The organism is Nostoc piscinale CENA21 (assembly GCF_001298445.1).
In the GTDB taxonomy this organism is placed as follows: domain Bacteria; phylum Cyanobacteriota; class Cyanobacteriia; order Cyanobacteriales; family Nostocaceae; genus Nostoc_B; species Nostoc_B piscinale_A.
Window position 1 is genome coordinate 4,572,033 of the sequence record NZ_CP012036.1, and the last position, 12,941, is coordinate 4,584,973.

General features: G+C 41.0%; 10 protein-coding genes. 5 read left to right on the forward strand and 5 right to left on the reverse strand.

Annotated features, from left to right (window positions below; genetic code table 11):
* Nucleotides 1-63: 63 nt before the first annotated feature.
* Complete coding sequence (locus ACX27_RS19750) at nucleotides 64-1,902, forward strand: S8 family serine peptidase (RefSeq protein WP_062295097.1); 1,839 nt, start codon at nucleotides 64-66, stop codon at nucleotides 1,900-1,902.
* Between the two features lie 60 nt (nucleotides 1,903-1,962).
* On the opposite strand, the gene ACX27_RS19755 is transcribed toward ACX27_RS19750, so the two are convergent.
* Nucleotides 1,963-2,679, reverse strand: coding sequence for a DUF642 domain-containing protein (locus tag ACX27_RS19755; protein ID WP_062295098.1), 717 nt, complete (start codon nucleotides 2,677-2,679; stop codon nucleotides 1,963-1,965).
* Nucleotides 2,680-2,754: 75 nt separating this feature from the next.
* The gene (modA, locus tag ACX27_RS19760; protein ID WP_062295099.1) at nucleotides 2,755-3,669 is read right to left on the reverse strand and encodes a molybdate ABC transporter substrate-binding protein; all 915 of its coding nucleotides are present in this window, start codon (nucleotides 3,667-3,669) and stop codon (nucleotides 2,755-2,757) included.
* A 277-nt stretch (nucleotides 3,670-3,946) separates the two neighbouring features.
* On the opposite strand from modA, the gene ilvD reads away from it, so the two are divergent.
* Together ilvD and ACX27_RS19770 are read left to right on the forward strand one after the other, a co-directional pair.
* Nucleotides 3,947-5,638: a dihydroxy-acid dehydratase gene (ilvD, locus tag ACX27_RS19765; RefSeq protein WP_062295100.1), complete on the forward strand. Its 1,692-nt coding sequence runs from the start codon at nucleotides 3,947-3,949 to the stop codon at nucleotides 5,636-5,638.
* Nucleotides 5,639-5,782: 144 nt separating this feature from the next.
* A complete protein-coding gene (locus tag ACX27_RS19770) occupies nucleotides 5,783-6,811 on the forward strand; it encodes a tRNA dihydrouridine synthase (RefSeq protein ID WP_062295101.1) in 1,029 nt (342 codons plus the stop codon).
* A 99-nt stretch (nucleotides 6,812-6,910) separates the two neighbouring features.
* Here ACX27_RS19770 and ACX27_RS19775 read toward each other — a convergent pair whose 3' ends face one another.
* The 3 genes from ACX27_RS19775 to ACX27_RS19780 all read right to left on the reverse strand — a co-directional run bounded on the left by ACX27_RS19775 (nucleotide 6,911) and on the right by ACX27_RS19780 (nucleotide 9,288).
* A complete protein-coding gene (locus tag ACX27_RS19775; protein WP_062295102.1) occupies nucleotides 6,911-7,726 on the reverse strand; it encodes an SDR family oxidoreductase in 816 nt (271 codons plus the stop codon).
* A gap of 178 nt (nucleotides 7,727-7,904) precedes the next feature.
* Nucleotides 7,905-8,285 (reverse strand): sensor histidine kinase, encoded by a 381-nt coding sequence (locus ACX27_RS34055; protein ID WP_235526275.1) that lies wholly within the window; start codon nucleotides 8,283-8,285, stop codon nucleotides 7,905-7,907.
* Nucleotides 8,251-9,288: a sensor histidine kinase gene (locus ACX27_RS19780; RefSeq protein WP_235526276.1), complete on the reverse strand. Its 1,038-nt coding sequence runs from the start codon at nucleotides 9,286-9,288 to the stop codon at nucleotides 8,251-8,253. Before ACX27_RS19780 ends, ACX27_RS34055 begins: the two co-directional genes overlap by 35 nt.
* 86 nt (nucleotides 9,289-9,374) lie before the next feature.
* Between ACX27_RS19780 and ACX27_RS19785 the strand changes: the two genes are divergently transcribed.
* Nucleotides 9,375-10,067: a response regulator transcription factor gene (locus ACX27_RS19785; RefSeq protein ID WP_062295103.1), complete on the forward strand. Its 693-nt coding sequence runs from the start codon at nucleotides 9,375-9,377 to the stop codon at nucleotides 10,065-10,067.
* A gap of 824 nt (nucleotides 10,068-10,891) precedes the next feature.
* A complete protein-coding gene (locus tag ACX27_RS19790) occupies nucleotides 10,892-12,475 on the forward strand; it encodes a peroxidase family protein (RefSeq protein ID WP_062295104.1) in 1,584 nt (527 codons plus the stop codon).
* The last annotated feature ends 466 nt before the right edge of the window (nucleotides 12,476-12,941 follow it).

The window sequence follows — 12,941 nt, forward strand, 5'->3', positions numbered from 1 at the left end:
ATTGAAATTCTTCTACTCCCAACTTTTAAGTTAGCAGCAACTTATTCTGTGAAAATATTCCCTATGATTTCTGAACGAAAAAATCTCAATATTATTTCCAGCTTAATTAATAAATCTCATCATCCATTGAGCTTGAGTTTGGTAACAAATCATATATCAATAGCACAAACATCCCCTCTCACAACTAGTAGTACTAGCTCTAATGCAACTACGTTAAATAATCAAACGAACCAAGTTTTTACTCCACCAGACTTGATAGTACAAAATGCAGTGGCTCCAAGTTCGGTAGCTGCTGGTAGTACGATCAATATTAACTATCAGATCAAAAATCAAGGCTCAGAGAATGCTTTTTCTAGCTACACTTTGTTTTATTTATCTCACGATGCAACTGTGAGTGATGATGATGTGTACTTAGGCTCGGACTATGTTGATAGTATTGCCGCAGGTACTTATAGTTCAGAATCAGTCGCACTTAAAATTGAAAATAATATTACTGCTGGTAGTTATTATTTACTTTATCAAGCTAATGGTAATGGCGATGCTCTTGAAAGCAATGTAAATAATAATACTTTTGCTCAGACTATCAATGTGACTCAGATGAAGACAGATTTAATCATTCAAAATGCTGTCGCTCCCAGTTCTATATCTGTGGGAAAGAGCTTTAAAGTTAGTTATCGTGTCAAGAATCAAGGTATTGGCAAAGCTTTTCCTAGCTCTACAGCCTTTTATCTATCTAGAGATAAAACAGTCAGTGATGATGATTTGTATTTAGGCTCTGATGAAATTGCTAGTCTAAATGCAGGTGCTTATAGTTCCAGAACAGCCACTTTTAGCATTGAGAAGAATGTCACCGCAGGTAGTTATTATCTGTTGTACAAAGCAGATGCTAACAACAATGTGGTAGAAACCAATGAAAACAATAATATTGTTGCTAAAGCGATCGCACTCAAGAATAGTTTTAGTTCAATCAATGGTTATGGCTTGATTAATGCCGCCGCAGCCGTGGCTCAAGCTTTAGGTCAGACAACCTTTGCAGATGTACCTGATTTGGGAGGGCGCAATTGGGGCGCAGACCTGATCAAAGCGCCAGAAGTTTGGGCTAAAGGATATACCGGCGCAGGAATTATTGTTGCAGTTGTAGATAGTGGCGTTGACCGCAACCATCAAGACTTAAGTTCTAACATCTGGAAAAACACCAAAGAAATTGCAGGTAACGGTAAGGATGATGATGGCAATGGCTATATTGATGATGTTTATGGTTGGAACTTTGTTAGTAAGAACAACAACACCCTAGACAAGAATGGTCATGGTACTCATGTTGCAGGTACAATCGCTGGCGTAAACAATAGCTTTGGTGTGACTGGTATTGCTTATGATGCCAAAATTATGCCAGTGAAAGTTTTGAGCGATAATGGTTCCGGCTCTGATAGTGCGATCGCCAATGGTATTCGTTATGCGGTGGACAATGGCGCTCATGTAATTAACGTCAGTATCGGGAATGATCAGCCAAACACCGACATACCATTAGCCGTTGAATATGCCAGCAGTAAAGGTGCGATCGTCGTTATGGCGGCGGGAAATGCCAGTGGTTCCACACCATACTACCCTGCCAGCTATGCCCAAAATTGGGGATTGGCGGTGGGAGCAGTTGATCAATATGGGAATATAGCAGACTTTTCTAATCGCGCCGGTTCTGAACTACTGAGCTATGTAACAGCCCCTGGTGTTGGAGTTTCTTCCACACTTCCTGGTAATAAGTATGCTTCGTGGAACGGAACATCTATGGCAACGCCTCATGTTGCTGGGGTAGTGGCTTTGATGCTCAGTGCAAATAAAAATCTCACTGATGCCCAAATACGTAAGATCATCACAGCTACAGCCAGCAATAGTTTGACAGCATAATGTATGGGGAGCAGGGGTATAAGGGTTTTGAACACTTACACCCCTTCACCCTACCTAAAATTAACAACTCGCAGCTTTCTTACGCTTCAACCAACTACCTAACAATCCAGCAATGACAATACCACCAACAGTTGTTGGTTCAGGTACAGATTGGTTTCCAGAACCCTGTGAATTATCATCTTCTACACGGTAGACACTGACATCATCTAGGTTTAACCAGTCATATCCAGTGTGACTAGCAAACTTTAACTCTGTAACTCTTGATGTAGCGACAAAGTTAAGGGTGTATTTTTGGAAATTCAGTAGAGAATCAGGATTTAAGGTGAGGTTTGTTAGTTCTAACTGCTTTTGTCCACCGACAAATACTTGAAATATGTTATCAAGACGGGGTGCTTCTTCTACAGAGGCTAGATAAAAGCTGAGTTGATACTCGTTATTCTTTTTTGTAGCTAGATTTTGGGAAAGGTACGCCAATGTTCCAGGCGGAGTGTAGCCAAGTTCGACACTACGGATACCATTGGTTGCTGGGTTGGGATAATTTGACAAACGATTCGCAAAGATATCAACACCAATCAGACTGTTATTATTCCAGCCAGTAATAAAAGGATTAGGTAGAGTGGGGTCATAATCAGGATTTACCAGTGGATCTGCTTCAAAATCGCCATTCTGCACTAGATTTACTCTTACTGCTTGCGCCTGGGGAATATAAGCACCAGTAATAGCAATGGCGCTAGTCATACCAACAACAAGCAGTCCTATATTTTTCGCTGATTTCATCAGATTTAACTCCAAATAGTTTAAATGTCACGAGAATAAAAAGTTACTGAAAAAGCGATCGCAGTTACTCTGCGGTTAGGGAGTACCAAATCCACGAGCAGTCAACCTACCTCTGGCTGTAGAACTTGATAAGAAGTTGGCAAAACTAGTTGCAGCCGTAAGATTAGTAGTTCTGTTGAGTACAGCCGCCGGATAGACAATCGAACTGTGGCAGTTTTGTGCCACAGTTGTGATGAAGGTAGTACTATTAGAAATTCTTTGGTCAGTTGTGTAAACTAGACCTGCATCAATAGTGTTGCCACTCAGTGTTTTATTCTGCACTGCCGTCAAGACGTTACGGACATTACTAGCAAATACTAACTTGTTGGCAGTCGTACTATTTAGGAGAGTGTTGTAGCTACCTGCACCACAACCACTGAGGGTGCTTTGGAGAGCTTGTTGAGCATAGGCTCCGGCGGGGACGGTTGCGGGATCACCGATAGCAATCCCTCTGATGCCAGTTCTGGGAGGACTGCTGGTGGTGCTGTTTGTCAGTCTGTCAATACCTGCGATCGTCGGACTGGGAGCTGGAGAAGTTGGTGTATTTGGTCTAATTAAGACTAGACGGTTAGTTGCAACAGTCACAGGCCAACCAGAAGCTAATTGTCCTGCTGTTTGCAGGCTATTCATTTGCGTTGTCGCCGCCGAGATAAAAATATCTGGGATACCTGCTGACTGATTTGCTGGCAAGTTGATTTGATTGAGCAACGCACCAGACGAATCAAAAGTGTTGACAAAAGTAGCTCCCAAGCTGGGGTTAGCAGCAATGAAGTCATTTTCAATTTCTGGCAATACTTCTGATAAGCTAACTGCGGCAAAAACTCGTAAGGTAACTGCCGCCTGTGCCTTTTCGGTTGTCTGATTTAGCAGCGGTAAGCCTATTACTAAAACCAAGCTGGTAATCGCCGCAGTTATCCAGGTGATCAAACCTCTTCTTCGAGTTAGAAACATGCTGAATCGTTTAGTTGGTGTAAGTTTGAAGCAGGCGTATATTACCAACCACAGGGGTTGTTTACCAATATATTTGGTAATATGCTATGGGTAATCCTACCAGGGTTAGCAGTTATTACCAATATATTTGGTAATAAAATCCTGACAAAACACTGTGGTGGAAACTTAGCAATAAATAAATGATCAACGCTGAGGTTAATACTCTTGTGTGCTGCGTTGGCATGAGAAAATCAGATAATACGATCGCAATACAAGCGATAAAGTCAAAGGAAGAAAGATGTCGGATAATTTGAGAAGCCGGGTTGTAACACAGGGTGTACAGCGATCGCCAAATCGAGCGATGCTCCGGGCTGTTGGTTTTGAAGATGCCGATTTTAACAAGGCAATTGTCGGTATTGCCAATGGTTACAGCACTATTACCCCTTGTAATATGGGGATAAATAAATTGGCACAAAGGGCAGAAGCTGGTATTAAAAGTGCTGGAGCTATGCCGCAAATTTTCGGAACAATTACCATCAGTGATGGTATTTCGATGGGAACGGAAGGGATGAAATATTCCCTAGTATCAAGAGAAGTGATTGCCGATTCCATTGAAACTGCTTGTACTGGACAAAGCATGGATGGCGTATTGGCAATTGGTGGTTGTGATAAAAATATGCCAGGGGCAATGCTGGCGATCGCGCGGATGAATATTCCAGCGATTTTTGTCTACGGTGGTACAATCAAACCCGGACACTACAATGGTCGTGATTTAACTGTAGTCAGTTCCTTTGAAGCAGTCGGACAATACAGTGCAGGCAAAATTGACGAAGCTGAATTAACAGCAGTTGAACAAAATGCTTGTCCGGGTGCGGGTTCCTGTGGCGGGATGTACACAGCTAACACCATGTCTTCGGCATTTGAAGCAATGGGGATGAGTTTGCCTTATTCTTCCACAATGGCAGCCGAAGATGCCGAAAAAGCCGACAGTACGGAAAAATCTGCCTTTGTGTTAGTCGAAGCAATTCGCAAGCAATTATTACCGCGCCAGATTATCACCCGCAAATCTATAGAAAATGCTATTTCGGTAATTATGGCAGTGGGCGGTTCTACAAATGCAGTATTGCATTTTTTGGCGATCGCTCGTGCGGCTGGTGTGGAATTGACCATCGATGACTTTGAAACTATCCGTGGTCGCGTGCCTGTACTGTGCGATTTAAAACCCAGTGGTAGATACGTCGCTACAGATTTACACAAAGCTGGTGGTATTCCTCAAGTCATGAAAATGCTGCTGGTACATGATTTGCTACATGGTGACTGTATTACCATCACTGGTCAAACCATCGCCGAAATTCTTGCCGATGTGCCGAATGAACCCAGCCCAGACCAGGATGTGATTCGTCCTTGGGATAAGCCGATGTATGCTCAAGGTCACTTGGCAGTTCTCAAAGGTAATTTGGCTACAGAAGGTGCTGTGGCGAAAATTACCGGGGTGAAAAAACCCATCATCACTGGCCCCGCCAGAGTATTTGAATCGGAAGAATCTTGTTTAGATGCGATTCTGGCAGGCAAAATCAAAGCTGGTGACGTGATTGTGATTCGTTACGAAGGCCCCAAAGGTGGCCCAGGAATGCGGGAAATGTTGGCTCCCACCTCGGCAATTATCGGTGCTGGTTTGGGTGATTCTGTGGGATTAATTACCGATGGACGTTTCTCTGGCGGTACTTATGGGATGGTAGTTGGTCACGTTGCACCAGAAGCAGCTGTTGGAGGAGCGATCGCTTTAGTCGAAGAAGGTGATAGCATCACCATTGATGCACCATCGCGGCTCTTACAGTTGAATATTTCGGATGAAGAATTAGCCCGCCGCCGTGCTAATTGGCAACCCCGCCCACCCCGCTACACTAAAGGCGTACTGGCGAAATATGCCAAGTTGGTATCTTCCAGCAGCCTTGGTGCAGTCACAGATTTAGGTTTGTTTGATAGTTAATCAACCGCAGACGGACGCAGACAACATAATCTCTGCGTCTCTGCAAGACTAGATGAATGTACCTGATTGGGATGAAAAATGCTGTAAGAGTTCGAGAGAGTTCTTACGTAAGTCTTAGGATTTTCAGCAAGCCCTACTTAATATATGTTCCAGGTATCGCTTCCCCAATCTCTCCACTCAGATTTACCTCTCACTGCCCTTGCACCTATGCAAGATGTGACAAATCTCAAGTTTATGAAGGTCATTGCTCATTACGGCAACCCTGACTACTTTTTCACTGAATATTTTCGCGTCAATGAAACATCACGGCTTAATCCCAAGATTCTGGCATCTATCACAGAAAACGATACTGGTCGCCCTGTTTTTGCTCAAATGATTGGTGAAAGCATTCCTGATTTAGTCCGAACAGCGAAGGAACTCTGCACTTATAATATCGCTGGAGTTGACTTAAACATGGGTTGTCCCGCACCGAGAATCTACCGTAAACAAGCTGGAGGTGGATTACTACTTGTGCCAGAAAAAGTAGATCGCATTTTGGCTGAACTCAGACAAGCAGTTAATGACCGACCCTTGAGTGTCAAAATGCGCTTGGGCTTTGAAAATAGCGATACTTTTTTCCAAATTCTCGATATCATCAATCGCCACAGCATTGATTTGTTGAGTTTACATGGTCGCACAGTAAAAGACAGATACCAAGGCAGAGTGAATTACGCTTTGATTGCCCAAGCGGTCAGACACGTCAATTGTCCCGTCCTGGCTAACGGAAACATCTACTCGGCGGCACAAGCAATGTCGGTGCTTGAGCAAACAGGTGCGGTTGGTGTGATGGTAGGCCGTTGGGCAATTGGTAATCCCTGGATTTTTCATCAAATTCGCCAAGCATTGCGCTCTGAGCCAATTACGCCCCCTCCTTTAACAGAAGTACGCCACTACATTGACCGTTTGTACCAAACCCCAGAAGCACCCAATATCCCAGAACGAGCGCGTGTCGGCTACCTCAAACTATTTCTCAACTACATTGCTCTCAGTGTTGACAGCCAAGGTAATTTCCTGCGGCTAATGCGACAAGCGCAGACCGAAGTTGAACTTTTTCAGATATGCGATCGCTTTCTGTTGGCTGATCCTGCACAGACTTTAGCCTTAGCTCCTTTAATAACCAGAGACTTAACGTGACTGTTCAAGATAGAGATTAGGAAATTGTATTTGAGGAGCTTAAAGGGTGGAAAACTTCTTGCGACAAGAAACGGTCGAATCTGGAACATACATTACTCATTACTTTTGAGTGGCAGTTGTTTTGCGAATGGTAGCAGCAGTAATACGATCAACCAATCCTGGCGCAATTAGCCTTGCCCAAGGTATTATCTTACCTTTAAAAGTCATGATATGTTCCCGTTTACGGCGCTCTATCGCCCAGATAATTTGACGCACACACTCTTCCACCGACATATTGCCTTGGCTTTCATCACGCGGACTTTTACCTAATGGTTTTCCATCTGCGCCCAAGGCTCGTTGGCGAATATCTGTGGCGACAAAACCTGGCGAAATAACCACTACATCTACTCCTGTTTGGTGCAATTCCATCCGCAATGTATCAAAGAAGCCTTGCATAGCATGTTTACTTGCAACGTAACCTGTACGAGTGGGTACACCTGTTTTGCCGCAAATTGAAGAAATTGCCACCAATAGTCCTCGACTAGCTTTCAGGTAGGGCAGGGCATAATGAGTACAGTAGACCGCACCCAGATAGTTAACCTGCATTACCCGTTCAAAAATCGAAAGATCAGTCACTTCATCAAAGCAAGTCAGCATTCCAATTCCGGCATTGTTGATTAAGATATCAATCTTTCCAAACGTGGCGATCGCTTTTTCCATCAACTGCTGACAAGCTTCTGGTTGAGTGACATCTGTTGGTACTGCAATCACCTCCGCAGGATAATTTGTACAAGCACTCAGTGTTTGTTCTAATCCTTCTTGATTGCGAGCAGCCAAAACTAAATTTGCACCCTGTTGGGCTAACGAAATTGCCAGCGTTCTGCCAATTCCAGCCGATGCACCCGTGAGAACAATGGTTTTGTTAGCAAATATCACTTTGTGTCCTTTGCGTCCTTTGCGGTTCGATAAATTAAGCTTTTCGGTAATTTTTGCGTAATTAATGTACTAGGATTTTTGCTCAGTACTCAGCGAGAAGTTGCGTGCGCTGGTTCCCCGCGTTGAGCAAACTTCGGTGACTTTCAAGCTGGGAGTATAGTTTCACCATCTGACATCCTTATGTGTTTTCTTGAGGAATCATGATCGTAAATGTCGTACCTGTACCTACTTTACTTTCTACGATAATTTCTCCTTGATGTAGCTCTACACATTTTTTGACAACTGCTAACCCTAACCCTGTTCCAGCAATATTTTCCACATTTTGGCATCGGTAAAAAGGCTCATATATTTTATGTTGCTCTGCTAATGGAATACCAATTCCTTGATCAATAACTTGAAAAGTTATCAGAGCCGCTTCGGATTTTAGTATTAAATAAATTGCAGTTTCGTTATTTGAATATTTGAGAGCATTTAATAATAAATTGCTAAGAATAGAATACAAAAGCCTTTCATCAATATTAGCTTTAAAAATAGAACCAATTTTTTGAAATCGGATCATATTTGCTTTTGTCGCAAAAAGTTGTAAATCTTCTACTAGATTTAAACAAAAAATTTTCTAAATTTATTACTTGTAATTTAAACTCCAACTGACCTGCTTCGGCTCGCATTAAAATTAATATATCCGTTAATATATGATTCATGATTTTAGCAGAAGATTGAACACGAAAAATATTCTTTAAGTGCTGTTCATCTACTAAACTTTCGAGGCTTTCTCTTAATAACTGTGATGATAGTAGAATTATACTTAAGGGTGTCCGGAATTCATGAGAAATCATAGAAAATAATTGAATTTTTAAATCACCTATTTTCTTTTCTTGAGCTAAAGAAGATTCTAATTCTCTAATTCGCTCACGTTTAATCCATTGTTTTTCCAGAATTATACATAAACCAAGAATTATAATTAAAATTAAAAACGTTGTAAAAATTTCTATAAAAATCCGGAAATAAATACTCTGTTTGGATTGTTCTAATGAATCTTGGAGATGAGTTTGTTCTTCGGCTTTAATTTCTGCAATAACATTCAATATTTTTTCTCGAATCTGAACACTGCTAACGGTAATATTATTTTGTAATAAAAATGCTTTTTTATCTTTTTGGTAAAGTTCTATAGATTGTTCTAACAGAGATAATCTTTGATTGACTAATAAATTTAAACTTATCAATCGTTTTTCTTGACTACCATACGGATGTATTTGTTGTTGTAATATTTGCAGTTGCGAGCGCATATCTGCCTTTGCATTATCATAACGTTGCAAATCCTGACTACTACCTAAAAAAATATATCCTCGTCTAGCTGATTCTGCGGCAGTCATTGCGCCATAAAAATTTGTCAAAGCATTGAGAGTTTGATATGTTTGCTGCACCCTGTTAGCGCCAGATTTGATTTCATCTGTGTTCTTCAACGAAACAAAACAGACCATTATCATCAGCAACAGGGTTAAACCAAAACCTCCCATAATCCATTTTCCTGGGAAAGTCCTTTTGATTAATTGCTGAGTCATAGATTGAGTTAAACAATAGTTACTTATACATGATAAATTTAAGGCATTGCTGATATATTTGCCTGTTACTCAATAAAAGATAAAATATGCGGATTTTAGTAGTTGAAGATGATATTCAACTCGCAGAAGTACTAGCAGAAGCACTCAACCGACGGCAATATGTAGTGGATATTGCTAAAGATGGAGAAGCAGCTTGGAACTCTACACAATCCATGAAATATGATTTGATAGTTCTGGATATAACCTTGCCTAAACTAGATGGAATTAAGTTTTGTCACCAGTTACGTACTGTCGGCATAAACAATGCTGCACATCGTAATGCAACTATACCAGTGTTAATGTTAACAGCCCGTGATACCGTAGCTGACAAGATTGCTGGGTTAGATGCTGGTGCAGATGATTATGTAGCCAAACCATTTGATTTAGAAGAGTTAATGGCTAGGATTCGTGCATTACTTAGACGAGGTAGTTCCAGCAGCACAGTGAATCTGTTATGGGAAAAATTGTACCTAAATCCCAGCACCTATGAAGCTACTTACGATGGCTATCCCCTATCATTAACTCTCAAAGAATATGCAATTTTAGAATTACTGGTTGCTAATGGTAGACGAGTACTAAGTCGTTCTAGCATTATTGAACAAGTTTGGTCAGTTGATGAATCGCCTGTTGAAGAAACAATTAGATCCCATATTAGGTGTATTCGACAAAAGCTGAAGGCGTTAGGTGCAGCAGAAAACTTTATTGAAACTGTTCATGGACTAGGGTATCGCTTGAAATAGTCATCATGATGCTCATCTCATCAGCAGCGTTGAAAACTTAGCCAGGATTATCTACACGAATTATACACAAACTCTACACGAAGGTTGCACATCAATATAATATTATGATGTTTGAACTTAAAAAGATAAATATCAAATTCAATTTTTATATATTGAAGTTGGTATTCAATTGTCTCTATATTAATGATTTATCAGGGTTCATAAAATTTACATGATTTGGAGTCATTAAAGAAAACTGAGTTGACTACGCTTATGAATAAATTTGATCGTGGTAGTGGTAGATATGACAATCTGCATTTAATTAATGAACCTTGTTCATCTATTACTTTCTATTCGTTAATCATCACTGAAAGTAATGTATGACTTATGTAGTGAGATAAGCAATCAAGGATTTCGGAAAGGGTGTATGGATGTATGTACCCAACACCCTGACACCAGGTAAACTCATGCGTAAGTCCTATAAATGGAGTACGAATATCATATACCTTCACGTTAATTAATTTTAAATTTTTAAATAAACTAATAAAAATCTCTATTTTCTCTGTGAAAATAATTACCACTGTCCTATAAGTTTGCTGTTGTTATACATTTTAATGTGCAAATTTAGCACAGGTTGATGTTGGATTAGCTTGCAAAGATAAAGGTTTAGTATTGCCTTTAGGTTTTTATTCTTTTTGTGTTTTCCCTTGTTTTTAAAAGTAAAATCCGAGATTACTTCTGTGTTTTACAAGGACTGTGGCTGACGTAGATGGATAGAGTCAGTTTTGTGTAGATGTCATAACTGCACATACTTGGTTTTTTGTTAAATAGTCCTAATGAAAATTATGAATAGCCCAAAAGTTAAAGGCTCAAAAGATAAAGCACTTTTGAAAAAGAAAATCCTTTCTGTGTTAGCGATCGCTATTACTGCTATTTTTTCTATCGGTGTGATAGTGGGTGGTTTTCTTGATAGAGAAGTGAAAGCACAGTCTGTTGATGCGACTCTACCCAGTAGATTCGGCCGGATGTTTCGTAATCTACCACCCTTTGCGCCACCCAGCCCGATTGTTAAAAATGCTCTGATGGAAATGGGCAAACCAGGGGGTATCTTAGATGCTAAAGACAATTTAGCCGCAGGGCCAATAGCCCTGATCACTGATCCTACTCTCAACGTTAACAATCCCAACAACCCTACCCATACAGCTGGTACAACCTTTATGTCCCAGTTTTTGGATCTTGACATAACCTTTGATACGACATCTCGACTAGGGCAAGTAACACCTCCAGTCTCGGCAACGAACTCTCGAACCGCAGCCTTTGACCTTGATAATATCTACGGTTCTGGGCCGATAGGTTCGCCAAATCTATACGACCTTAAAGATCCAATTAAGCTGAAACTTGAAAGTGGCGGCTTGTTTGAGGATTTACCGAGAGACGCAAACAATCGAGCGATTATTGCAGACCCACGCGGTGATCAGCATTTAATTATCAGTGGGTTGGTAACTGCGTTCTATAGCTTTCACAACCATCTGGTGGATTTGGTTAGATCCCAGTCTCCTAATATCTCGGACGATGATGTTTTTCGTCAGGCTCGTCAATTGACCACATGGCACTACCAATGGACAATCCTCCATGAATTTTTGCCACTGGTAGTTGGTCAGGATATGGTGAATGACATATTAAAAAATGGGCGTAAATTTTATAATCCCTTGCCAAATAGAGGATTTATCCCAGTTGAGTTCCAAATTGGTTATCGTATCGGTCACAGTATGATCCGGCCTTCTTACCGAGCCAACTTGGCTGGTGACAATGGCAAGCCCTTCTTTGCATTCATTTTCGATCCTTCTCAAGAGGGAAAACCTGATCCAGATGACCTCCGCGGTCGAGCAAGAGCAGCACGACGCTTTATTGGATGGCAGACATTCTTCGACTTTGGAGATAATCAAGTCAGACCGAATAAATTAATCGATACGAAAATTTCTAGCCCACTGTTTAACTTGCCACTTCAGACTATTGGTTCAGGTACTCCTCCGACTTCACTTATCCAACGTAACCTGCTCCGACACCTAACTTGGCTACTACCATCTGGTCAAAGCATCGCTCAGAAGATGGGTGTACCCGTACTAAGTAAGTACGACTTGGCCGAGCTTCGGAGTATTTACCCTACCTTCGACACCTCCACACCACTTTGGTACTACATCCTCAAAGAAGCTGAACTGAAAGAAAAAGGCTTACATCTAGGCCAAGTGGGCGGTCGGATTGTTGGTGAGGTAATTATCGGTCTGCTTCAGGTTGACCCAAATTCTTATCTCAATGTAAATCCGTCTTGGGTGCCGACTTTACCAACTAAAACAGGCAAACCTCAAGATTTTCGGATGACTGATTTGTTAACTTTTGCTGGTGTAGCTCCAGTTAGTCGTGGTCAGTGATGTTATTGTCGGACTTTTCATACCATAGTTTGATTTGTTTCCGCCGACCTAACTACGACTGAGCAGCTTGATACAATATCCAAAATGCAAAGAAAGCAGGTGAGCATAACTCACTTGCTTTTTGCTTTTTCATAAATATAGGACTTACGCAAAAATATGAAAAAACGAACCGCAAAGGACACAAAGTTATAAGAGTTTGAGAGAGTTATTGCGTAAGTCCTGAAATATTCTCTAAATTTACCTGTTCCTAGTATTTCCTTAACCTTGATTCTGTAAATTTTCGGGGACGATTTACGCAAAAAAAATTATTCTCCACTTAATTTGCAGCATATACAAAAATACTCGATGCAGTAGTGTGGCAAGTCTGATGAAACTTGTTTTATCGGGGCTGCCTGATTAAAGCGTAATTCTATGTTTACGGGCGAAGCGCATCTGGCTATCGCTCTAAATTTCATGTCTCTGCAAA